The organism is Psychrobacillus sp. NPDC058041, assembly GCF_042885655.1.
GTDB lineage: Bacteria > Bacillota > Bacilli > Bacillales_A > Planococcaceae > Psychrobacillus.
On sequence record NZ_JBHVRO010000003.1, the window covers coordinates 420,518 to 445,341 of the forward strand.

Below are 24,824 nucleotides of genomic sequence, written 5' to 3' on the forward strand. Positions count from 1 at the left end.
TAGAGGTGTCGTTAACGTTTAAAGTAAACGTTAACGACACTATTCCACAAAGATGTATAGAATGGAGGGGTTTTGATGGCAAAAAAGTGGTTTACTCCTAAAAAAGAAATACCAAAGAAAATTTATACTTCAGTTGGTTTCATCACGTTTCTTGTTGTTCTTGGATTATGGTCACTCTTAAGTTATAGCGGGTTAGTTAATTCATTATTTTTACCTACCCCAACGACAGTGTTAGCAACAGCCACAAAGTTGTTTGTAAGCGGAGAGATCTTTTCTGATATCGGCATCAGCTTTTCAAGAGTATTTACTGGATTTCTAGTTGCTGCGTTAATCGGGATACCTTTAGGAATACTTATGGGATCGTTACGAATTATGGAAGGCGCTTTTGAACCAATTATTGGTTTTATCCGCTATATGCCTGCTTCAGCATTTATCCCGTTATTAATATTATGGATTGGGCTTGGTGAGACAGAAAAAATGTCTGTTATTTTCTTAGGAACGTTTTTTCAACTAACTCTTATGGTGATGGATGTTACAAAGAATGTACAAAACGATCTGATAGATGTCTCCTATACATTAGGAGCTAAGAATGCCCAAATTTTCACAAAAGTGATTCTCCCTGCTTCTTTACCAGGAATTGTGGACACACTTCGTATTACTTTCGGATGGGCTTGGACTTATTTAGTAGTAGCAGAGATTGTGGGAGCATCCAGCGGTTTGGGACATATGATTATGCAAGCCTCTCGTTTTCTGCAACCAGATAAAATTATCGTAGGCATATTGATAATAGGTTTATTGGGGCTTATTACTGATATCATGTTTAAATCCATTTACCGAGCTTCGTTTTCTTGGATGAGAAAGGATGGTTTTTAATATGGTATCACAGAAACTAGACATGACAACAGAAAGTTCCGACTTGAAAACACAAGGAATTGCTATTCCTAAGATCATCACACCAAAGTTAGAAATTAAAGACGTCGGCAAAATATTTAAAACCAAGTCTGGAGAAACAGTAGCACTCGAAAAGACTTCTTTTACTGTAGAAGATGGAGAATTTGTAACCATTTTAGGACCTTCTGGTTGCGGAAAATCAACCATATTACGCATTGTAGCGGGCTTAGAAGAGTCAACTTCAGGTCAGGTTCTCTTAGATGGGCAAGAAATTAATGGACCTGGTCCTGATCGTGGAATGGTCTTTCAATCTTACACTTTGTATCCATGGTTAAATGTTAAAGATAATATTACATTTGGTTTAAAGTTAAAAGGTGTTCCTCAAAAAGAGCAGGATGATCTTGCAAGACACTACTTACAATTAATAGGTTTAGCAGGGTTTGAGAAACATTACCCTATCCAGTTGTCTGGAGGAATGAAACAAAGAGTTGCTATTGCTCGTGCATTGGCCAACGACCCTAAAATATTAATAATGGATGAACCTTTTGGTGCTCTAGATGCCCAAACTAGAACTATCATGCAAGAAGTATTACTAAAAGCATGGGAGGAGTCTAAAAAAACAATTTTGTTTATTACACATGATGTTGATGAATCTATCTTTTTAGCAGACTCCGTTTATGTAATGACAGCAAGACCTGGACGATTAAAGAAAAAGATTCCGATTACATTGGAACGACCAAGGGATTTCAATATGAAAAGCACAGTGAAATTCGGAAATTACAAAGAGGAATTATTATCTCTTATTCGGGAAGAAAGTTTGAAATCTATTAAATAGATATTCTCTCCCCGACTAGTTAATTTAGGTGTCGCAATTCGATTATGGAGGTCAATTTTATGGAAAACAAATGGGATCATCTACTAAAAAACATGCCAAATCGGTTAGCTCCGAGTATGGCTAAGGATCACCCAAATCTACCGGTTGTGAAAGAGGAAGGGTGTTACTACTTCGGAGTAGATGGAAAGAGATACCTAGATTTTACATCTGGTATTGCTGTAACAAATGTCGGTCATCGTCATCCGAAAGTTGTTCAAGCGATAAAAGATGCTGCAGATGGTTTAGTACATGGCCCTTCTGGTGTAATCATGTATGAATCTATCTTGAAGTTAGCAGATGAACTTGCAGAAATTATGCCTGGAGATCTTGATTGCTTCTTCTTTGCAAATAGCGGAACAGAAGCAATTGAAGGTGCTCTTAAACTTGCTAAGTATGTAACGAAGCGACCTTATGTAGTTTCATTTACTGGTGGGTTTCACGGTCGTTCATTAGGTGCATTAAGTGTAACAACGTCCAAAAGTAAATATCGTAAATTTATGCAACCATCAGGGCTTACATATCAAATACCTTATGCAAATGTTAAAGGATGCCCACCAGGGGTTGATCCTGAAACTTACGTAATCAATAAATTGGAATCTGACTTTACAACATTATTTAATCATCAAGTAACACCTGAAGAAGTAGCTTGTGTTATTTTAGAACCTGTTCTTGGAGAGGGAGGCTATGTTGTTCCACCTAAAGGTTGGTTAAAGAAAGTACGAGAAATTTGTGATCGCCATCAAATTTTACTAATTTTTGATGAAGTGCAAACTGGATTCGGTCGTACAGGCGAATGGTTTGCTGCGCAAACATTCGATGTTACTCCAGACATTATGGCAATAGCAAAAGGAATTGCATCAGGTCTTCCGCTTAGCGCAACAGTTGCGTCTAGTGAACTGATGAAGCAATGGCCACTTGGTAGTCACGGCACTACATTTGGTGGCAATCCAATTGCATGCTCGGTTGCATTGACCACTTTGGAAATTATGAAAGAAGAAAACCTTCTTGAAAACACTAGAAAAATGGGAAGTTATGCAGTCCAACAACTTGAAAAAATAAAAGCACGACATAGCGTACTTGGGGATATTCGTGCTGTTGGATTAATGATAGGTATTGAAGTTATTAATCCTGAAACAGGTAAACCTAATGGAGAAGGTTTATTAAAGATCTTGGATCTGGCTCTAAAAAAAGGAGTGTTATTCTATCTCTGTGGAAACCATGGAGATGTAATCAGAATGATTCCGCCATTAGTTGTGACAAAAGAACAAATTGACGAAGGTTTACAAATGTTAGATGAGGCAATAACAGAATATGAATCGACGTTAGTAACTGTTGAGTTAGTCTAGACAATAAAGCATATTCGCTAAAAAAGTAAAAGACAGAAATGTTGAGTTAACAACATTTCTGTCTTTTTACTGGCAAGAAAGTGTAAGGTTTCATAAATAGTCATTTTAAAAAAAATTCCTCACTAATTTATTTTCCTTTATTTTGGTAATGCAAATGCAAAAAGATCTGTTAGCAAAAACTACTAACAGATCTTTTTATGATTGATTAATTTTCGAAAAATATTTTTCCGGGATTTAATAATCTTTCTGGATCGAATATTTGCTTCATTTGTTTCATAATGGAAACTGCTGCACCATGTTCTCTTTCCTGGAATTTTCTCTTACCAAGTCCGACACCATGCTCGCCTGTACATGTTCCACCAACTTCGATTGCTTTTATTGCGAGTGCTTCGTTTGTATAATCTGCTTTTTCAAACTCGCCTTCCACGTTTGGATCATAAAGAACAATTGTATGGAAATTTCCATCGCCGACGTGCCCCAGCACCCCTCCTGTCAATCCGGTTTCATCAATTAGTTCACGCGCATATACGATAAGTTCTGGTAGCTTCGATATTGGAACGCATACATCTGCTCCTGTATTGGCCATTCCTTTTACATGTTGGTATGCATAGGACATTTCATGGCGTGCTTTCCAAAGTTCCATCCGCTCTTTAGATCCACTTGCGACATCCCAGTTGTCACAATCTAGTTCGCGCATTAATTGTTCTACAAGCTTTGCTTCTTCCTTAACCGAGGTCATCATGCCTGCAAATTCAAAAAATAGGGAATGAGCAACTGGAAGATTATAGTCCCCATATGCATTCACTTGTGCAATACTATCTGCATCAACGAGCTCCATGCGCATGACTGGAATCCCGCTTAGTAAAATGGCCTGAGCGGCTTCAGCACATTCTTTTGGTGTATTAAATGTACATCGTGCTGCTATCGTATGTTCTGGAATCCCATGAAGTCGTAAGGTAATTTCAGTGATAACGCCCAATGTACCTTCGGATCCAGCAAATAGACCTGTCAAATGGTAGCCAGAAGATGACTTTTTTGCAAGTGAGCCTGTATGAATTACTGTTCCATCAGCCAAAACAACTTCTAAATTGAGTAGCTGATCTCTCATAGATCCATAGCGAACTGCTGTCGTACCGCTCGCATTAGTAGCTACCATTCCCCCAATCGTTGCATCTGCACCTGGATCGATTGGAAACATTAAGCCATGTCGATTTACGAACTTATTTAACTGTAATCGTGTAATACCTGGTTGTACGGTAATTATTAAATCTTCGGGTGAAAACTCTATGACATTATTCATATTTTCAAAGTTAATAGAAATACCTTTTTGAATTGGAATTGCTTGTCCTTCTAAACCAGACCCTGCACCAAATGGTGTTACAGGTACTTTATGCTCGCGTGCTACCTGCAGAATCACTTCAATATCTTCTCGTCCTGTGGGAAAGCAGACGACATCTGGCTCTACTGGTGGATGAAAAGATTCATCATGGCTATGACGGAACAATTCGTTTTCATTTTGGCTAACTTTATCATTCCCGAGACGCTCTAGCAATTTGTGAATAAACACTTTAAAACATCCTTTACTTATTTATATTTTTTAGAATCAATTTCATAATAGAATATTCAATCATAAAATCCGAACGAGGTTGATTTCTGCTTCAGGCATCGCCTAGCGCTACAATCAACGTGATTAAAACTACTAACTATTAATAATAAAAAAATTCTAAATAATTAGTTTTTAAGTTTAATTATATTAAAAACAGTTACCACTAGCAAGAATTAAATTTCACTAGGTGGAAAAATAGGCGCGTCGATCCAAGGAGGAATTAAAGCTCCTTTTTATAGAACTTATTGAACAAAAAGAGGTAGCGCGACAAGTTTTGTTATAAACACTAATGTGTGAAAAGCAAGGGATTTCTCCAGATTGCTAGGATAAATTAAAACACGTCCCAACAGAGTTTCCGATTATTAACCATTTGTTTTAAGCATATGTAAAAAGCGCTAACCTTTTTTTGGGTTGGTACTTTTTTACTCTTTAAAATTCGAGCCTACTATATATCTATGAAGGTAATAAACGAAGGAATATTTTAACAATTTATATCGATATAATACTCACTTGTATTATGTTGCTGAATCTAGGGTTATATGTGACAATATAACTAAACATAATTAGATTACCAATCGCATTAAGGGGCCAGAACAATGAAAAGCAAAACTGATTTTTTCCGAATAATACCGTTTTTATATGTAATAATAGGACCTATTTGGGTTATTGGTACTGATTATTTCTTAAGCATTTCTAACTTTTCGGATGAAAAAATTGTCTTTCTGGAGAAATTCAATGATTTTTTGTTCGTTCTCCTTACAGCTATTCTTTTATTTGTTTTAATAAAGAACTTAAGGGATTCCAAGCAAATTGAAGAAGAAAAAGAGAAACTTTCTTTGTTAATTGATACGATGCCAGACTTCATTTCATTTAAAGATGGGGAAGGAAAGTGGCTTCAAATAAATAAATTTGGTGCTCAGTTATTCGAACTTGAAGGCATCGACTATAAAGGTAAAACAGATAAAGAGATGGCAAAACATACAGATTTTTATCACGATGCTTTGATTTATTGTATCGATACGGACGAAGATGCGTGGAAGGCTGGAAAGGTAAGTCGATGCGAAGAAACAATTCCTTTGAGAGATGGTTCCAATAAAATTTTCGATGCATTTAAAGTGCCTATTTTTAATAATGATGGTTCCAGAAAAGGATTGGTCGTTATTGGAAGAGATATAACCAGTTTAAAAGAAACAGAGAGCAAGTTAAGACAATCCGAAAAAATGTCTGCATTAGGTGAACTATCTGCAGGTATAGCTCATGAAATACGAAATCCTCTTGCAATTATGAAAGGATATTTGCAAATGGGACAAGAGAACACCATTAAACTCGATCAGCATATTGACCTGTTAGTGAATGAAATTGATCGAATTAATAGCATTGTGAACGAACTATTAATGATTGCAAAACCAACAGACATTATCTTTGCTAATAAAAACATAAATACAATTGTAAGAGAAGTAGTTCAATTGTTTTCAATAGAAGCATCCCAACAAAAAACGAAAATAAACGTTACGGACCTAGAACAATTCAATACATACTGCAATGAAAGTAAATTAAAACAAGTGTTTATAAATATAGTGAAAAACGCTTTAGAAGCAATCTCAACAAATGGGGAAGTCAATATCTCCATATACGAGAAGAATGAGAAATATTTTGCCGTTAAAATCGAGGATAATGGCTGTGGAATGGAAGAAAGTGATTTACAACACATTAGTGACCCGTTCTATAGCTTAAAAGAAAAAGGAATTGGTCTAGGAATGACTATAAGCCTTAGTATTATAGAAGCACACAAAGGTTCTATTCAGATTTCAAGCCAAGTTAATGTCGGAACTAGCATAGAAGTATTGTTACCGAAACTAAGCTAATCCTAAGTGTTAGGAACAGATTTGTGACCAGCAACTTATTGTAGAAATTAATAGAGATAAGCCACCGAATTTGCATATTCGGTGTTTTTTTGTTGTAGGGAAAATGATTTGTGTCTTAAGAACTGATAAAAATGAACTATAAAAATAGAGGTGATTGTCCTTTTTTGGAGAATACTATCTTATAGGATGGAACGTAAAAGGAGTGAACTAATATGCTTAAAATGAAAAAGAGACATTTAATAGCAGTGGGTTCTATTGTTTTATTTGTACTACTTACTTGGATTCCTATTCTATTGCCTATATTAATAATAGCTGCAATGATTTTAGTGAAAGTAAAGTATCCAACGATAAAAGGTGCGGTAGGAGAATGGAAGGTAAACAAATTATTAAGTAATTTAGGTTCGAATTATTCTATATATCATGATCTATATGTGCCAAATGGTGCTGGGGGAACAACCCAGGTAGATCATGTCGTTACCTCTCCGTTTGGTATTTTTGTAATCGAGACTAAACATTATGAAGGTTGGATATTCGGAGATGAAAAACAAAGATATTGGACTCAGGTGATATATAAACGGAAAGAAAAACTGTTCAACCCTATTTGGCAAAATTATGGTCACATACAAGCAATAAAAAATCAAATCCCAATAGAGAACTTCGAATTTATCTATTCAATTATTGCATTTTCTAAACAATCTACCTTCAAATTCAAAAATGAGTTTAAATCTGCTAGAGTCATACAATTTCCACAATTGCTTGAAGTAATTCAAGAAAAGAACTTACATAGAATAAGTAGCATTGAATTACAAAAAATCAACCGTGGCCTTGAGAAATTACTAATTAAAGACGAAAAAGAAAAAAAACAAGTCAAGAAGCAGCATGTACAAGCTATAAAAAAGAATCGTAAGGAAAAGGTAGAGACAGAGAAGAAAAACATTATAAAAATATCTGTCCAAAATGTGGTGGAGAACTGACTATGAAGAAAGGGAAATTCGGTTTATTTTATGGTTGTGGCAATTATCCAAAATGTAGGCATACTATGCAAGTTTCTTAATGTAGAGTAGGGGAAGAGAAATAGTCCCTTTATTATTAAAAAATATCTGATAATTAACCAATGAGACTTCCTTAGTCCCTGTGTCAAAGTATCATCGAAAGTATAAAAAAATTAGAAACGAGAATAAGAAGGCATTGTAGTGAGAAATCTCTGCAATGCCTTTTTTTTATGAGTTGAAAGATCCTAATACTACTAAATACATGTAACCTTCCTTTCGACATAGCTCATTTAGTTACAACGAGTTGCTAAAATTATTAAAGTTTATTCTATTTGCTCCTATAAATTAATGAAATTAGCAATTGTTATGGTAATTTATTATCATCACAGTTAAATTTTTTCAAGATTTATTACTATTAATATTACTTTATGTCTAATACAATGGGTACTAAGTATTGGAAAATGCTATAAACGCTAATGGGGAGGAAATAACTAATTCTACTTTAAAAGTTATCCTTTTTTCATTAAACAGGAGGAATATTCATTGAAAGATACAAATGTTTATGTTGATTTTAGTTTAAATATGGAGGAAGGGACTTCTTTATTTAATGTTCATGCCACGTGTAGCATTTACCCGGAAGGAGTGGAACAGGCAATAACTATTGGGGAAGCATCAATCTATTTTTTTAACCCTGTTAGGAGCTCGTATTCGGAAGCTTGTTTTGATGCAGATTGTATCTCATATAATTTATATAATGCATTGATAAACTTAGAGAACATATGTGCAATAGAAAGTATTCACGGATTAGTAGCTACTGGTCACTTTATTAATATTATTGAAGAGTGGCAAAGAAAAGGGCTAGGAAAAGCGTTTGTAGAAAAAATGATGCAGCAACTAGCGATTTTAAACGTAGAATTGGTAATGCTAATAACAAATGACCTCAAGGAGACAGACTTTTATAAAAGACTGGGTTTTGAGAGCTTAGAGAATAGCGCAGATATTCCGCTAATGTATAAATTTCTAAATAAGGCACAGATAATTTATTCCTGAGTCCAGTGGTTGGATTGGCCATAGGGGAGGTGCATAAAGACACACAAATCTATAGTGAAATTTTTCTTTCCATATCCATCTTTGGCGGACTATTTTATTTGTTGTTCTAAAACATTCTAGTCTCAGAAAAAATAAAATCTAGTAACTGCAAAGCTGTGGTCTTTAAATGAGATAACACAAAAAAACAGCTGAAAATGTATTTTCAGCTGCTGTAATGGAGGGTATAAAGAAACATAACTAAAATTGGAGCATCTCCAATTTTACTTCGATGTACCAAATTGTTTTTGAATGTCTACAATTTTATAGCTTCCATTCTCCAATTTTAATAATACGATCGTATAGGTATGAGGTTTTACGAGATCATTCCCTTTTTGGTATTCGCTGATTTTTACATAATCGTGAATACCTTTTTTGTTATCCTTATCTATAGTAGTTGTTTGATCGTATGTGATGATTGTTTGTTCTGTCCAACTAAAGCTATTTTCTACAAAAAGACTAGTGTTAATATGATCCGTATTTGTTGGGAAGTAATAATGTGTTACACCATTGATTTCTTTTTTCAACATGCTACTAGATATAAATTGTGAAGTAAACTCATCTGTGAAATTAGTATTAAAAAGTGTAAGTATATCTTGTTTTGTATAAGTGCCTTGTGTAATACTATATTGTTTTAGTCTTGCTTCTTGGAAAAGCTTTTGAAGAGTTAGTATTTCTAATTTTTTCTTAGAAGGTGTTTCGTATTTAATCTTTGTATTTTTTTGCACAAAGCTTCCTGATCCGACACCATACAATCCATTAAAATTGGATTTGTAGGTATATACCCTATATTCATCTCCTTTTTTCAAAGTACGAATGGGTGTTAGGGATCCATTAGATTCCAGTTTTACTAAAGTGGTATCTTGTAAAACCGTAACTTTACCAATTTGACCAATCTTTAATTCTGTCTTTCCCCACATAATTTTTCCGAATGTAGCTGCATTTGCGGAAACTCCATTAGCAATTGGAAAGGAAGCAAAAATGACCGTTGCAAATAGGATTTTTAAAAAATTCTTCATGAAATAGTACCCTCCTTTAATTTGTAAGTTATTATCATAGCATCTTACTTTGGTAATATATAGATTATAAGGTACTATAATGTATGTAATAGGAAGTGACTAATAGGATAATAAATGGTTGAATTTAACAAGCGGCCCAACGGCACATACAAAATTGAGACACAGAATGACTAAGGGATAATTAACTGAAAGAAGTTGAAAAGATAATTAAATTCAATGTTCTTGAATTTAGAAGTATATAAGGAGATTGTAATAAAGGAGATAAAGCCAAGTTTAGACGAAAAAACAAATAATGTTAAGAACCGATATATGTACGTTTAAATTATTCGATTATCAACAAAACGTGATTTTTCGTCTAATTACTATATTCAAGAGGATCTAATTTGTCTTTCTTTAGAAGTTTAGCAAACTCGATTGCGGGAATAGGTTTAGAGTACAAATAACCTTGAATCATATTGCAATTATATTTTTGTAACATAGTAAGCTGTTCGTTGGTTTCAACTCCCTCAGCAATAACACTCATTTTCAATTGATGAGATAGTTGGATAATCATTTTTACTATAAAGTTGGAGTCCTCTTCATGTGAACTACTTAAGTCTTGAATGAAAGAACGATCAATTTTAAGTATATCTATTTTACCTTTAAATCGATTTAGCGATGATAGCGAGGAATAACCAGTACCAAAATCGTCTAGTGCAATTTTAATGCCTAAATTCCTAAGTTCATCTAATACGGAGAAAACTACTTTTTCATTTTCTAAAAGAAATGTTTCTGTTATTTCTATTTCTAAATATTGAGATTCTAGTTTCGTTTCTTTTAATGTATCCATCGCATGTGAAATTAGATCACTTTCTAAAAAGCGAGTAGCAGCCAAGTTTATGGAGATTGGAATTTTCGGAAGTCCAGCATCTTGCCAAGCTTTGTTTTGCTTACATGCGGTCTTTTTAACCCATTTTCCTATCTCATTAATAAAACCTGTTTTCTCTGCAATAGGAATAAAATCATTCGGGCTAATAATTCCCCATTCAGGATGATTCCATCTTAGAAGAGCTTCACCGCCAACAATTTGATTAGTTTCAGCAAACACTTTAGGTTGATAATACAATTCTAATTGGTTTCGCTCAATTACATATCCAAGATCCGACTCTAGTGAAATTAATCGAGCTTCGTTATCTGCGGTGTGTTTAGATTTCATTGTCTTTCTCCTTGTATAATTAAGTTTAGCCCTTGCACTATTAGGAAAATCCAATAAAATTAAAGGATCGGTAATTTTATTGGATTTTTGAATAATTTAGTTAGTGTACGGAAGATCTAGCGTAGTAATTGGGTTTTTGTTAATTGATTTAGCCGACTCCTTACTCACATTCGGATAAAGCGCTACTGCTAATACGATTAATAAGATAATAGACAATTTTTTCATGTTTTTTTACCGTCCTTTTTCTATAATATGGGGTGATTTTTTTGGAAATGAAATACTTAGGTTTAGAAATAAGTAAACTTAGAACTGAATTGGGGATGTCCCAAAAAGAGCTCGCAAAAAATATTTGTACTCAGTCGACGATTAGCCGAATTGAAGCAGGAGAAGTATATCCAGCGATAGATACTTTATTAAAAATTGCAATAAAGCTACAAGTACCAATAGAATATTTTATCGAAATGTTATTTCATAAAAATGTTTTAGAAAGTGAAAGTTTGATAAAAGATATTGAATTTCACTTAAAAGAGCATAATTACAAAAAAGTTATTTCGATTATTAACAAAAATAAAATTGCTACAGATAATATATGGTTAAATTTTTACCTAGAGTACGTTTCACATACAGCTAACTACTACTTAAAAATAATATCTCCCGAGGAATGCATTACTAGCTTAAAAAATATTTTAAGCTTTTCAAACCAAACGACCATCCAATTTCGTTTCTTACATATAAAAATCAATAATACGATTGCAAATGTATTCGGTGAGAATGGTGAAAGTCAAAAAAGCTTATATTACTATAATAAAATCCTGAAAGAGCATATGCGTAAAAATTATAGTGATTACAAAATTTATGAAATCCTAATTACGGTTTTATTTAATAAATGTAAGACATTGTATGATCTAAATGACATTGAAAGTGCGCTTGAAACAGCTAATCAAGGAATAAAAAAATCTAAAGAAACTTCTTTTTTCTTTTTAGTTGGAAAGTTTTTGTACTATAAGGGACAATGTTTAGAAAAAAAAGCTGCTCCCTTTATAGAAATCAAAGATGTATACCAACAAGCATTGTTTTTCTTCAAATTCCTAGAACTTCCTTTTTATATTCAAGCCATCGAGCAAAATAAAAAACAGTACTTAGATTAAATTGGTTACTTATTCGGCAATTTTTAAAATATACTTAGGACTATTTGACTTTTCCTCCGTTCAAGTGAATTAAGTTATAGTACCTATGAGTAAAAGGGGATAGTTATAAAAAGTACTATTTGCTTAATTAATTGTGATTAAAATACCTTTTGCATTTCAAATATACTAGATTTACTCTAAATAATCTTTAGGATATGCATAAATGGATAATTTGTTTTTTAATTTAATTTCTTCTGAGCTGCCGTTATTGTATTTTCGGCAGCTTTCTTTATAAGGTTAGAAAGCAAACAAATCACCAAATCCTCGAAACTCCTCCAGTAATATTGTAGCCATTCTTTAGTCCACAACATTATTGAAATAGTGAATATTAACTAATTTGAAATGAACCTGTGAATGTTGTTTTATAAAATAGAGAAATATTGGGTTTTATTTGATATAATATTATTAGTACATTGAGAGAGTAAAGGAAAATAATCATATGCGTAAAAAGCTTTCTTGGTTAGCCGTTATTTTATGGATGTGTTTAATATTTTATCTTTCACACCAACCAGCCGCTGTATCTAGTGAGTTGAGTACTGGAATAGCAGAGTTAATTGAAAAAACGGTAGAAAAAGTGGTACCTAATGCGGATTTTATTATGGAAAATTTTCATCACCAGGTCAGAAAAAATGCTCATTTCTTTATTTATTTGGTGCTAGGTTTACTGATCATGAACTCCTTGAAGTTAAGCGGGATTGGAAAAAATAAAGGAATGGGAGCGACTTTACTTATTTGTGTTCTCTATGCGATGACTGATGAAGTGCATCAGTTATTTGTAGTGGGTAGAGGTGCGCAGCTGAAGGATGTATTCATAGATAGTACAGGGGCGATTGTAGGAATTGTTATTTATTCCGCAATTGGAAGGTTAACTCATTCAGCGGTTCATAAGATTCGTTGAATGAGTTTTTAACAGATAAATTAAGTTCTAATGACATAATGATTAACTATTAAATAGAGGTTTTTAACCTTTTTTGGAGAATATTATAAAGTGGATGAATTATATTAATGTCTTATTAGAACGGGCCGACGATAGAGTGATTAGTTTTCCTAGGTCAAACTTATAAATTAAAAATTAGTAGATTTAAATAATTTTATACTTGGAAGTTTGAAGATTATAAGAAAGAAGGAAAAAAGACTTATGAAGAAGCAATATTTCAATCTCATGCAATTTTTTGATGGATACGTTCGAAATTATCGAAGATTAAATTTGTCTTCCTTGCATAATCGTTCTATGTTTACAAAAAGAGAAGTAGATTATTTTGCTAATCTAGGCGAAATGCTAGGTTTTGATGTGTTTGTGGAGGACTCTAAATTTGATAAATTACTAGGATGTTCCAGACCAATGGACTTATCATGGTGGAAGTGGGATAAACGATTTGATGCGGAGAATTTCTTATATCCTGCACTTCACTTAGAAAGAGAATATATTTGGAGCAAAGACGAGGAAACAATTGAGAAACTCTTTTCCGATGCCGAAGAGGGTTTTGTTCCACATAATGTAATAGGAATTCAATATATATCCTCAAAGGAGAGAATTGATGAACTAAACGACTTAGTTATTCAAAAAAATAGGCTTCAAATGTCCAATGTATTAATGGTTTATCGTTACTTTGATGCAGATTGTGATATAGAGCGAGTAAGTGCCTATTATTTCACACCAACAGGTTTATTTGAAACGCGAGAAGCCATTTGTAAGGAAGACGAGTCAGGATACTGGAATATGCGTTTTCAAGAAGAGTGTGTGGGACTATCCCACGAGCTATCCGTTGATAGCCAAAGGTTAGAGATATAAAACATGTCCCAGTGTTAGCTTGTTAGCTGATATTTGGGAACAAATGTCTAAGTTATCAGTGGTTTACTATCAGATGGGATTATAGACATTTCTATTAAGATGTTATTAGAAAAGGAATAGCGGAGGGAAGTAATCAATTACTTTTCCTCCGTTGTTTTTTTTATAAACAGTCTTAAGAAACTAATATCTGATGTATAAAAAATGGTTTAGCAATTTTAAAACGAAAGAAGGAAATACATACAAACATAAAGAATAATTATCCATATCAAATTTTTAAGGGAGGTTAAAGCGTTTATAATCAGAACAAAAACAACCTTATTAACGGTAATGTAGTCATTTGGTATTATGTAAAGAATCTCAACCGTGCAGTTGAGTAGTACAGTGAAATTTTAGGAATCGCACCAACAAATAATATTGATGTTGCTTATTTCTTTTCGATTAATGAAAAAACGAAATTGGCACTCAGTGATCGATTTAAGGCAAATAAAGAAAATGCTCTTCCACAAAGTGTGACATTGGACCTTCAAAGTGATGACATTTTGGAGGCATATCGAATTCTAACGGAAAAAGGGGTATTTGTAGAGAAACTTGAAAATCCTGTCGAAAGCTACTATGAATTTTACTTTACAGACTTAGATAATAATCATATTAGAATGCATGGTTTTGTTGAATAGGATTTTAGAGATAGGTAATTAGATTACCTAATAAAATTTTTATCAATGGGGGGAGTTTAAGGATGGAAACTGTAAAAGCAAAAATCGAGAATTCACTCACTGTATTACTAGTTTCAGACTTAGAGAAGTCGCAGCAGTACTACCGCGATGTTTTAGGTTGTGAAGTAAATGATGTGTGGGCAGTACGAGATGATTTTGGGCTAGGGCTTAAATTAATTCAAGCAAATAATAAAGAGGATGTCTGTCCAAACAAAGGTACCTGGAATGTATATGCCTATGTTCATGACCACGACGGGCTAGATTTATTATTGGAAGAATTAACGACCAACGGAGCAGAGATTGCTTATGGGCCTACTATTTCTGAACAAGACTGGGGTGTATGGAAAGAATTTGCGGTTAAAGATTTAGATGGCTACTTAATTGGTTTTGGTTCTGGAAGAAAAAATAATTAATAAATGTTAGGAAAAAACATAAAACTTCTATTTCAAAATAAAGACAAAAGGTTTCGGGGATATATACATTCTCGAAACCTTTTGCTTTTTTATTTATGTTCCATGCTACTTCAACGATTTTTGTTTTCAGAAAACATCTATGCGAGACTCCGTAAAAGGTAAGAGGGCAGTGGAATTTCCTCACCTCACAGGAACGGAGCGACGAGGAGGCTAGAAATTAAAGCGAGATATTAACAACAATTCATAAGTCAATCAACATTAACATACTTCTATAAAAATACTTTGAAACTCTGCAAAAGGAATTTTAGGTATTTAAATGGTTATCTATTCAAAAAGAGAAGTGGGTTGATAGATAAAAAGTAGTCAGATATAAAACAAAATTAAGCAGTTACTGAAAGTAATAAGCGAGATTACAAAGTGAGTAAATCTCTTTCCAAAAAGCTACAAGAACAATTTAAAAATATCTAGGAGGTTTTATGGATGGAAAAAAGTTTTAAAATAACCAATTCTGAAGGGCTACATGCTAGGCCATCTACCTTATTAGTTTCAGCTGTCTCCGCATTTACATCGAACGTTCAGCTTTCTTATAAAGGTAAATCCGTAAACTTGAAATCTATAATGGGGGTAATGTCACAAGGAATCGGACCTGGATCAGTTATTACTATCTCAGCAGAAGGTGCTGATGCTGAGGAAGCAATGAGGAAGGTATCCGAAGTAATTAATTCAGAAAGGCTTGGGGAAGAATGTTAAATCCACAATAGAAACCCTTTAGATTCCCTAAAAATACCTCTCTATGATTCTAACGTGATTTCGAATAAATAAAAATGAAAACATAGTAACAATTGAGGAAAGTTTAATAAAAATAAATCATATCTTATTTATACCCATAATTGCATTTTCATCGTGTGGAATTCTGTGATAGAAAGTTAATGAACAGAGGGGGGGAAAAACTGAAAAGTATTATGTTAGTTTGCGTAGCAGGGATGAGTACCAGCCTACTTGTAGCAAAAATGCAAAAAGCAGCGAAGGAGCAAAATATAGAGGCAGATATTTTTGCTATTTCAGAAAGTGAAGTAGATAGAACTTTACTAAGCAAAAACGTAGACGTATTGCTACTTGGTCCACAAGTACGCTATTTAAAAGGTACCTACGAAAAGAAATATAAGGAAAAGAATATCCCTATAGAGGTCATCAACATGTCCGACTACGGAATGATGAACGGCGCAAATGTCTTAAAGCAAGCAATAGGGTTAATTGGATAAGGAGTATGTCAAATGGAGAACTTAACACTGATGCAATCCATTATGGGGTTAATATTGCATAGCGGAAACACAAAAAGTGACTGTATGGAAGCAATTCAGCTTGCAAAGAAAGGTGAAATCAATGCAGCTAAGAAAAAGATTGAAATAGCAAATCAGTCACTGGTAGAAGCACACCATTCTCAAACCGCATTACTGACACAAGAGGCTAAAGGTGAAAAGGTTGAAACAACCATGATGCTAATACACGCACAGGATCACTTAATGAATGCAATTACTTTTCGCGATTTAACAAATGAATTGATTGAACTATATGAACGATTGCTAGGGGAATAACATCATTTTAAGTGGTGTTTGACATATAACAAAAAAATAAAAAGGAGAGATGGAATGTTCCGTTTTTTAGAGGAGAAGTTTGTTCCGGTAGCTTCACGAATAGGTAATCAACGGCATCTAGTAGCAATACGAGATGGTTTTATCACCGTAATGCCACTTACTATTCTTGGGTCACTCGCAGTATTAATAAACAACCTACCGATCAAGTTTTATCAAAAAGCTCTAGATTCTATTTGGGAGCATGGAACTTGGACGCAATGGGGAGGAAATGTGTGGGGTGCAACATTCGGGATAATCTCCCTTTTGTTAGCCTTCTCGATAGCGTATCACTTAGCAAAAAGTTATGACAAAGATGGTCTGTCTGCAGGGGTTATCAGTTTATCGAGTTATTTGACATTTGGTACTTTTGGTGAAGGCGGCTTATCGGGGTTAACAACTGGAACGGGCGGAATTTTTGTAGCCATTATTATTGCTTTATTATCTTCCGAAGTGTTCTCTCGTTTATCTGGTAAGAACAAACTCTTGATAAAGATGCCAGATAGTGTACCACCTGCGGTTGCAAAATCATTCGCCGCTTTACTACCAGCCATTATTACTGTTGGCGTATTTGCGTTAATTCGTACAATTATTTCAGCAGGATTTACTATTCCTGATATTATTGGATCATTTTATTCGACAGTTCAAGAGCCGTTTATGGGCTTAACAAATACATGGGCAGCAGCACTTATCCTTGCTTTTATACCAGCATTTTTATGGACACTTGGTATTCATGGTGGCAATATTATTGATCCATTCATGCAGTCGATTAACTTACAAGCAATTGATGCCAATGTTAGTGCAATTTCTGCTGGAGAAGTAGCACCTTATATTATTAATAAGCCATTCTTTGATGCTTTTGTTAACATGGGTGGAGCTGGTACAACAATTGCACTAGTTATTGCTATATTCATCATGGCCAGAAAGAATAAGCAATATAGTACAGTCGGGAAATTATCTGCGGCACCTGGAATATTTAATATTAATGAGCCATTGCTATTCGGTTTACCAATTGTTTTAAATCCGATATTATTTATTCCTTTTATTCTTACCCCTATGGTTAATGTAACGATTGCTTATTTTGTAACGAAATGGGGAATGGTACCCGCAGCAACAATTGCAGCTCCTTGGACAACGCCGCCTATTATTAATGGTTTCTTAGTTACGCAGTCTTGGCAAGGAGCAGTACTAAGCTTCGTGTTAATCGCGCTTTCTGTTTGTATTTACTTACCATTTGTTGCTATGGCTAATCGTACTGCAAAAATGAAGGAAGCAAAATAAGCAACAGCGGAACAGTAGATACACGGAGGGTTTGAATGAGAAGACTAGGAATATCAATTTATCCTCAACATAGCACGATAGAAGAGATGAAAGAATATATTCAACTAGCTTCGGATAATGGCTTTGACCGTATTTTTACTTGCTTATTATCTATTAAAAATGATGAGCAAAGGAAAAAGCTTCAACAAATCAATCAATTTGCAGAGCAGCTTGGCTTTGATATATCAGCAGATGTCGCACCGGAAGTATTTGAGGAACTAGGTTTAACATATCGAGATATTGGTTATTTTAAGGAACATTACTATTTAGATGCCTTACGTCTGGATATGGGATTTTCAGGTCAAGAAGAGGCATTCATGTCATTGGATGCATCTAATTTGAAAATAGAATTAAATATTAGTAGCGGGACAAAATATGTAGAAAATATTTTGTCCTATATACCAAATCGAAACAACATTATCGGCTGCCATAATTTTTACCCAAGAGAATATACAGGGCTTTCAAGACAACATTTATTAACAACCTCCAAGCTCTATAAAGATAATCGAATTCGCACGACTGCAATGATCTCCTCCAATCATGCAACATTCGGACCTTGGGAAGAAACGCTTAATGGTTTACCTACATTGGAGGAACATCGTCACTTACCAATAGTAGTTCAAGCAAAGGATTTATGGCATACAGGATTTATCGATGATTTAATCATCGGTAATATGTACGCATCTGAGGATGAGTTGAAAGCTTTAGGTAGATTAAATCGAAATAAACTAGAGTTAACGGTAGTGACATCTCCACACATGAACGAGTTGGAAGAAAAAGTGATTTTTCATGAATTGCATTTTAATCGCGGGGATGTATCTGAGTATGTTATTCGGAGTACACAATCTCGCGTTAAATATAAAAATGAAACTTTCCCAGCTCATGATACAAATAATATAGAGCCAGGGGATGTAACGATTGATAACGATTTGGATATTCGTTATAAAGGAGAGTTGCAAGTAGCTTTAAAGGCTATGCCAAATGTAGGGTGCACAAATGTTGTAGCTAAAGTAATTTCAGAGGAGCTCTTCCTCTTAGATCAAATAAAACCTTGGGAATCATTTGGTTTTATTAAAATGTCTGATTGATAAGAGGTATCCACATTAATTGTAAGTAAAAGACCAACTACGTAATTTATTTGCTATAATACGAATAGCATATTCGAATTTATAGATTGCGTCGGTAGGGAGAGAACTTAATGTTGAAATTTCATATAATTATGGGTGTTACAATTCACACGAAAAGAATGGTTCAAAAACTTAGTAAAGATAAAGAAGCTTTAATTATTGTAATAGATTATGAACTCTCTAGTGAATTAGAACCGAAGAATTTATATGGAGCCATTTATTGTTCTCCTGAGCAAGCTAAGTCTTTTGCAGAACAAGCGGATGAAGTAGTGTTTCACCGATATGCATTTGTGTTACCAAAATTAAAGTAAATTAATAAGCTAGCAGCCGAGATTTTTATCTTCGGCTGCTTTTTTTGCAATTTAGTATTTTACTCATAGAAAGAACGAAAAGTTAGAATAATGGAGGCCAGACTACAAGACTTTTTAATTATCTTGTAGTGTTATAGTTTTAAATTAAAATAGAAAAAAATACAATACATGGTTATTACATAGTTAACATAAATTGGTATTGTTTTAGTCATTAATAATCAATTATTCAAATATTTCGGATTAATTTGATAATTTAATATTTTCTTATTTTAAAATTAGCATAATTATGATAAGTTGGTAACGTCGTACAACTTAGTGCGAAAAAAATGGTAAAGGGGAAATGAGATTTGAAGAAAATGAGATTCACAAAATTTTTTAGTAGCATTCTTGCTTTTGTCATGGTGCTTTCTCTTCTATCACCATTTACAGCTCTAGCAAATGGGGATCAGTCATTACCGTTTAAAACGGGAACCCAAAGTGAGAGTGATTTACTAGCGAAAGCTGCTATTGTCGAACAATTAAATTTGTTGGGTGGCGAGGCTAGGCTTCACGAAGATTTAAAAAAGGTTTCGGGCAATGAGCAAGTTGCGGTAATCGTACATTTGTCAGAAAAGCCAGTTGCACTTGAACAAGGCATTGAAAAATTAAAGGGTAAATCACTCTCGAAAGCACAATCGACTAAAGTGAAAGCTAATGTTAAAGCGCAACAAGCGATGATTAAAAAAGAGATGAAGAATAAAAAGATATCGTTTAAAGAAGGTTACTCTTATGATACAGTCCTTAATGGATTTGCTGTAACAGTAAAGGCAGATGATCTTTCAAAGTTACTAGAAATCGAAGGAGTTACATTAATTGAGCCTGATGTGACAGTGTACGCCTTAGAGGATTCACCAGCTAAAATTGTAAAAGAAGAACAAGTAGATGCAGCAATGAATACAAGTATCTCATTCTTAGGAATTGAAAAACTTTGGAATGAAGGGATTGAAGGACAAGGTATTAAAGTTGCTGTACTAGATACAGGAATTGATGCTAATCATCCAGAGTTCCAAGGTGTATATAAAGGTGGAAAGAACTTCATTCCGAACTCTTCGACGTATACAAAAACTCGTGCGGACGATGATGCTTCGGAAACTTCGCCAGTGGAACGTCCAGTAAATACACCTGAATTTAATGAGAAAGGTAGTGCGTTCTACACTTCTCATGGTACACATGTTGCAGGAACAATTGCTGCAATCGGTGCAAACGAATATGGCATTAAAGGGATAGCACCAAAAGTAGATCTCTATGCTTACCGTGTACTTGGTGCATATGGAAGTGGAGCTACTTCTGGGATTGTTAAAGCAATTGATACTGCAGTTATTGAAGGAATGGATGTTATTAATCTATCTTTAGGTGGAGGGTCAAATACAGAAACAGATGCTGGTTCCTTTGCTATTAACAATGCTATGTTAGCAGGTACTATTTCAGTTATTGCAACAGGTAACTCTGGTCCAAATCGTGGAACAATGGGAACACCAGCGACTGCTCGATTAGGAATAGCGGTAGGAAATACAACGAACCCTGAAACAATGTACGACGGAAAAGTGAATGTATCAGTTGGTTCTTACAATCTTTCTAAACAATTAAAATTAATGGGAACTACTTTCGGGACAAGTGTGGCAAAACAACTGGAAGGTGAGTTCGACTTAGTAGCGGTACCAGGACTTGGGGAGGCAATAGATTATAACGGAATTGATGTGAAAGGGAAAGTAGCATTGATTTCACGCGGTAGTATTGCGTTTGTAGATAAAATTGCTAATGCAAAAGCTAATGGAGCAGTGGCAGCTATCATCCACAATTTCGCAGGTGGTACAAATGCTCCGAATGCGTCTGGAACATTCCTAGGCGATTCATTTGATTTCATTCCAACGTTTGATATGTCACAAACAGATGGGGATGCAATTCGTGCAGCATTAAAAGATGGAGCAGGTAAAATTACGTTCGGAAACTTCGGCTCTTCAAGTACTGTCGGAGATGATGTAAATGATTCCAGTTCACGTGGTCCATCTACACCGAACTTTGATATTAAACCAGATGTAACTGCACCTGGTACAAATATTATGTCAACAATTCCAATGTATAAAGCAGATTTTCCAAATGTGAAATATGATAAAGCATATGACCGCAAGACTGGAACATCTATGGCTACACCACATATTGCAGGGATAGCGGCGCTTGTCAAACAAGCAAATCCTACATGGAATGCATTTGATGTGAAGGTTGCACTTTCTAATACTGCAAAAATTCTTAATACAGCGAAATACGATGTCTTCTCTCAAGGAGCGGGACGTGTAGATGCATATGCAGCAGCCCACCCAAATATACTTGCTTATGCAATTGACAATGCTGTTCTTGATGGAACTGGTGCAATTGTCGAAAACTTAAAGGGAACAGTTACATTTGGTCCGCAATCATTGAAAGAAAATATTTCCGTAACGAAACAAATCCTCGTGAAAGATGTGAAGGGTCTAGGAGGAGATTATAAAGTAACGGTTGATGTTAAAAAATCATTCGGTGATGCAAAACTGACAGTTGATCAACCAACATTCACATTAGCTGGAGAGCAACTGTTAAATGTTACATTAACAGCTTCCAAAGCTACAGCTCCAAATGGATCAGAATTACTAGGATATATCCATATTAATGGTGGAGGTTCTGATATTTCATTACCATTCGCAGCAGACTTTAGTGGAGTGGCTAAAACAGAAATAAAAAATATGAGCATATCGGAAACAGACCTTTCCTTTAACGGAGATGGAGTGAAAGATTCTGCGGTGCTTGCATTTACGTTGACGGGTGATGTGACAACAAACTATATCGAACTTTGGGATATTATGAATCCTGAGGGTGGAGAATATGGAGACGGCTATATTGGGTATTTACACGCAGGTTCTTCACTTGGGAAAGGATCCTATACGCTGAATATAACTGGACAATACAAACCATGGGGTAGTGCACCAGCAACAACAATACCAGATGGTTTATATACGATCGACTACACAGCATCAACAGCTTCAGGAGTGATTAGTGATTATGTAGGTCCGATTGTCGTTAAATCAACGAAACCAGAAATTATAGGTGCTGTTGATGGTGAACTAGCAACTGGACAAGTAAACGATAAATATATCGACTATAACGAAGAATTATATTTGTATGGTTTGGATTATGACTTAAATGATAAACTTCATGCTTCTTATATAACGACACAAAACGGTGAAAAAGCTAAGGCGGTTGAATTCAAATTAGCACAGGATGGATCATTCTCATTCCCGGTAACTGCTGAAACAGATTCGGTAACTGTAGTGATTACAGATGCAGCAGGTAATGTTGGAGAAGCATTGATTTATAAGAAAGAAGAAGCGGCACCTGTCGTGACACTTTCTGTTGACCAAACGGATCTTAAATTATCAACTGGAGAAACAACTCAACTTGCTGTTACAGAAACTACAAAGCCAGCTAATGGCGAGTCAACAAACGAAGACGTAACGGCAAAGGCTACGTATGTAGTGGCAGATGAAAATATTGCAACAGTTAGTAATGGATTAGTAACTGCATTATCAGAAGGTTCAACTACCGTGACCATTTCTTATGGTGGCAATGAAGTTACTGTTAACGTAAAAGTTACAAAACCTGTTGTTGTTGAACCAGTTGTAACGCTTACTGTTGATAAACCACAACTAAAATTAAAACCTTCTGAAGAAGCTCAGGTTACGATTAAAGAAGTGACAACGACAGCAGATGGAAAAGTTACAGAAAAAGATGTTACGAAATTAGCTACGTATGAAGTAGCGAATAATAATACAGCGTCCGTATCAAGAGGTTTAGTAAAAGCAAAAGGTGCAAATAAATCTACTACAATTACAGTTAGATACGGAGGACATGTAGTAACAATCGAAGTTGAAGTAGTGAGCCCAGGGAAAGATAAATAAAAGAACAATTAAAAAATACTAGCAGCCGAAATTGTATCTTCGGCTGCTATTTTTTTATTAATAATGTTCTTTTGAGAGGAAACTAGGAGTTATTGAAACTTCATTTTCTGCAATATTTAATTTTAAGTTGGCATAAAATAATTAATTACTCTTTCAATTAAGAATAGTATGATAGATTCAAGAAGATATATGTGAGGGGTTTGTGGATGTATTGTGATCAGTGTGGTTGGAAGAATGAGGAAGGTGCTAATTTTTGCTCTAATTGTGGGCTTCGTTTCAAAGAGAATCGTTCGAGATATAAGTTTAATGCAGTGCTAAATGTATCGTTGGTTATTTTAGTAGGAATAGGTTGTCTGTTTTATAGTGTATTGGATGGAGTAGGTAAATCAGCTTTGAGTAATGTGGCTGAAGCTGTGTCGAAAAATCCAGTTGATGAGGGTAGTAAGAAGGATAAAGTACAGATTATTAAGGAATCACAATCTCGTGTGTTTTCTATATTTACCGAAGATGGTTTTGGTTCTGGCTTTTTATTTGATGGTAAGGGAAGGGTTGTAACGAATGCACATGTGTTGGATGGTAATACGGAAGTGACTGTACGCGATTGGTTGGGACATGAAACAACTGGACAAGTGATTGGGATTTCCAGATTCTATGACATAGCATTGATACAAGTGGATGATTATATAGGAGAAAAGCCATTGGAGAAGGGAAACTATTTTTTGGATGTTGGTTCGGAGGTTATTGCCTTTGGAACACCTCAAGGGTTTGAAAACTCGGCATCCATTGGATATGTGACGGGGCGTAGTAGGAGCATTGATGTTGTTGAAACTGGTTACTACTATGATAGTCTTTATCAAATCGATGCTCAAATTTCACCTGGAAGTAGCGGAGGTCCTTTAATGGATGTAAAAACAGGTAAAGTAATTGGTATCAATACTGCTTCACTGATTGATGATGAATCGATTAGTTTTTCAATGCCGATACCGACAATGCTTCCTTTGCTCATTAAATGGGCGAAATACCCGATGTCACCTGAACAAGTGCTAAAAATTATGCCACATGAAGAAAGTGTAACGCATGATTATGAAAAAGCTGATAACGCTATTGGAGATAAATTTTATTTAGAAGAGTTTAGTTTGACAAACTTTGTTCAAGAGTTTAGATGTAGCTTTGAAACGGCTGTTGAATACGAGGATTTTACTTTTATAGAGGACATGTTGAAGCCTGATAGTGCCGCTTATCAGAAAATGGACGACTACATTAAGGACATAATGGGTAAAGACATAAAGTTAAAGCTAACTTCCACTAAAGTTACTGGGCTAGAGATCAAAGACGATCACGCCATCGTAAGTACAAATGAAGTATTCGATCTAATTAATGCTGGAGGGAGGCGTGATACCTACAGGATAGACAGGGAGTATTCGATTGTCTTGGATGAGTATGGGTATTATATGATCTCTGAAATGTCTGGGTATTGAATGTTATATA

The 24,824-nt window shown here is 34.7% G+C and carries 24 protein-coding genes; 20 read left to right on the top strand and 4 right to left on the bottom strand.

The features are described from left to right. The first annotated feature begins 75 nt into the window (after nt 1-75). Genes ACFVR1_RS07090 through ACFVR1_RS07100 form a run of 3 tightly spaced genes read left to right on the top strand, consistent with a single transcriptional unit; the run spans nt 76 to nt 3,111 of the window. Nucleotides 76-873: an ABC transporter permease gene (locus ACFVR1_RS07090; RefSeq protein ID WP_387582244.1), complete on the top strand. Its 798-nt coding sequence runs from the start codon at nt 76-78 to the stop codon at nt 871-873. A gap of 22 nt (nt 874-895) precedes the next feature. Next, on the top strand, nt 896-1,726 hold the full coding sequence (locus tag ACFVR1_RS07095) for an ABC transporter ATP-binding protein (protein WP_387582437.1): 831 nt from the start codon (nt 896-898) through the stop codon (nt 1,724-1,726). A gap of 59 nt (nt 1,727-1,785) precedes the next feature. Beyond that, nucleotides 1,786-3,111 (top strand): aspartate aminotransferase family protein, encoded by a 1,326-nt coding sequence (locus tag ACFVR1_RS07100; RefSeq protein ID WP_387582247.1) that lies wholly within the window; start codon nt 1,786-1,788, stop codon nt 3,109-3,111. A 205-nt stretch (nt 3,112-3,316) separates the two neighbouring features. On the opposite strand, the gene ACFVR1_RS07105 is transcribed toward ACFVR1_RS07100, so the two are convergent. Next, nucleotides 3,317-4,678 (bottom strand): FAD-binding oxidoreductase, encoded by a 1,362-nt coding sequence (locus ACFVR1_RS07105; RefSeq protein ID WP_387582250.1) that lies wholly within the window; start codon nt 4,676-4,678, stop codon nt 3,317-3,319. Between the two features lie 635 nt (nt 4,679-5,313). On the opposite strand from ACFVR1_RS07105, the gene ACFVR1_RS07110 reads away from it, so the two are divergent. The 4 genes from ACFVR1_RS07110 (at nt 5,314) to ACFVR1_RS07125 (ending at nt 8,624) form a co-directional block, all read left to right on the top strand. Further along, nucleotides 5,314-6,582, top strand: coding sequence for an ATP-binding protein (locus ACFVR1_RS07110; protein WP_387582253.1), 1,269 nt, complete (start codon nt 5,314-5,316; stop codon nt 6,580-6,582). A 212-nt stretch (nt 6,583-6,794) separates the two neighbouring features. Continuing rightward, the gene (locus tag ACFVR1_RS07115) at nt 6,795-7,556 is read left to right on the top strand and encodes a nuclease-related domain-containing protein (RefSeq protein ID WP_387582256.1); all 762 of its coding nucleotides are present in this window, start codon (nt 6,795-6,797) and stop codon (nt 7,554-7,556) included. 2 nt (nt 7,557-7,558) lie between these two features. Further along, entirely contained in the window at nt 7,559-7,636 is a 78-nt protein-coding gene (locus ACFVR1_RS07120; protein WP_387582439.1) for a topoisomerase DNA-binding C4 zinc finger domain-containing protein, read from the top strand. A gap of 481 nt (nt 7,637-8,117) precedes the next feature. After that, nucleotides 8,118-8,624 (top strand): GNAT family N-acetyltransferase, encoded by a 507-nt coding sequence (locus ACFVR1_RS07125; RefSeq protein WP_387582259.1) that lies wholly within the window; start codon nt 8,118-8,120, stop codon nt 8,622-8,624. Nucleotides 8,625-8,884: 260 nt separating this feature from the next. On the opposite strand, the gene ACFVR1_RS07130 is transcribed toward ACFVR1_RS07125, so the two are convergent. The 3 genes from ACFVR1_RS07130 to ACFVR1_RS07140 all read right to left on the bottom strand — a co-directional run bounded on the left by ACFVR1_RS07130 (nt 8,885) and on the right by ACFVR1_RS07140 (nt 11,099). Next, nucleotides 8,885-9,679, bottom strand: a complete 795-nt coding sequence (locus ACFVR1_RS07130) for a hypothetical protein (RefSeq protein WP_387582262.1) — start codon at nt 9,677-9,679, stop codon at nt 8,885-8,887. A 355-nt stretch (nt 9,680-10,034) separates the two neighbouring features. Further along, nucleotides 10,035-10,874, bottom strand: coding sequence for a putative bifunctional diguanylate cyclase/phosphodiesterase (locus ACFVR1_RS07135; protein ID WP_387582265.1), 840 nt, complete (start codon nt 10,872-10,874; stop codon nt 10,035-10,037). Nucleotides 10,875-10,970: 96 nt separating this feature from the next. Beyond that, nucleotides 10,971-11,099: a hypothetical protein gene (locus ACFVR1_RS07140; RefSeq protein WP_387582267.1), complete on the bottom strand. Its 129-nt coding sequence runs from the start codon at nt 11,097-11,099 to the stop codon at nt 10,971-10,973. Nucleotides 11,100-11,146: 47 nt separating this feature from the next. On the opposite strand from ACFVR1_RS07140, the gene ACFVR1_RS07145 reads away from it, so the two are divergent. From ACFVR1_RS07145 to ACFVR1_RS07205, 13 genes are all read left to right on the top strand, one after another. Then, entirely contained in the window at nt 11,147-12,022 is an 876-nt protein-coding gene (locus ACFVR1_RS07145; RefSeq protein WP_387582442.1) for a helix-turn-helix domain-containing protein, read from the top strand. A gap of 478 nt (nt 12,023-12,500) precedes the next feature. Beyond that, nucleotides 12,501-12,959: a VanZ family protein gene (locus tag ACFVR1_RS07150; protein ID WP_387582270.1), complete on the top strand. Its 459-nt coding sequence runs from the start codon at nt 12,501-12,503 to the stop codon at nt 12,957-12,959. Between the two features lie 240 nt (nt 12,960-13,199). Next, nucleotides 13,200-13,853 carry a hypothetical protein gene (locus ACFVR1_RS07155; RefSeq protein ID WP_387582273.1) on the top strand — a complete coding sequence of 218 codons (654 nt, stop codon included), beginning with the start codon at nt 13,200-13,202 and terminating at the stop codon, nt 13,851-13,853. 386 nt (nt 13,854-14,239) lie between these two features. Continuing rightward, nucleotides 14,240-14,527, top strand: a complete 288-nt coding sequence (locus tag ACFVR1_RS07160; RefSeq protein ID WP_387582444.1) for a VOC family protein — start codon at nt 14,240-14,242, stop codon at nt 14,525-14,527. Nucleotides 14,528-14,589: 62 nt separating this feature from the next. After that, nucleotides 14,590-14,979 carry a VOC family protein gene (locus tag ACFVR1_RS07165; protein WP_387582276.1) on the top strand — a complete coding sequence of 130 codons (390 nt, stop codon included), beginning with the start codon at nt 14,590-14,592 and terminating at the stop codon, nt 14,977-14,979. Between the two features lie 480 nt (nt 14,980-15,459). After that, a complete protein-coding gene (locus ACFVR1_RS07170) occupies nt 15,460-15,729 on the top strand; it encodes a phosphocarrier protein HPr (protein ID WP_387582279.1) in 270 nt (89 codons plus the stop codon). 200 nt (nt 15,730-15,929) lie between these two features. Continuing rightward, nucleotides 15,930-16,241: a PTS sugar transporter subunit IIB gene (locus ACFVR1_RS07175; RefSeq protein WP_387582446.1), complete on the top strand. Its 312-nt coding sequence runs from the start codon at nt 15,930-15,932 to the stop codon at nt 16,239-16,241. Between the two features lie 12 nt (nt 16,242-16,253). Further along, entirely contained in the window at nt 16,254-16,574 is a 321-nt protein-coding gene (locus ACFVR1_RS07180; protein WP_387582282.1) for a PTS sugar transporter subunit IIA, read from the top strand. 54 nt (nt 16,575-16,628) lie between these two features. Next, nucleotides 16,629-17,891, top strand: a complete 1,263-nt coding sequence (locus ACFVR1_RS07185; protein ID WP_387582285.1) for a PTS sugar transporter subunit IIC — start codon at nt 16,629-16,631, stop codon at nt 17,889-17,891. A gap of 35 nt (nt 17,892-17,926) precedes the next feature. Next, on the top strand, nt 17,927-19,018 hold the full coding sequence (locus ACFVR1_RS07190) for a DUF871 domain-containing protein (protein WP_387582288.1): 1,092 nt from the start codon (nt 17,927-17,929) through the stop codon (nt 19,016-19,018). 110 nt (nt 19,019-19,128) lie between these two features. Next, a complete protein-coding gene (locus ACFVR1_RS07195) occupies nt 19,129-19,368 on the top strand; it encodes a hypothetical protein (protein ID WP_387582291.1) in 240 nt (79 codons plus the stop codon). Nucleotides 19,369-19,724: 356 nt separating this feature from the next. Continuing rightward, nucleotides 19,725-23,336: a S8 family serine peptidase gene (locus ACFVR1_RS07200; RefSeq protein WP_387582449.1), complete on the top strand. Its 3,612-nt coding sequence runs from the start codon at nt 19,725-19,727 to the stop codon at nt 23,334-23,336. Between the two features lie 206 nt (nt 23,337-23,542). Beyond that, nucleotides 23,543-24,814 (top strand): trypsin-like peptidase domain-containing protein, encoded by a 1,272-nt coding sequence (locus tag ACFVR1_RS07205; RefSeq protein WP_387582294.1) that lies wholly within the window; start codon nt 23,543-23,545, stop codon nt 24,812-24,814. Nucleotides 24,815-24,824: the final 10 nt, after the last annotated feature.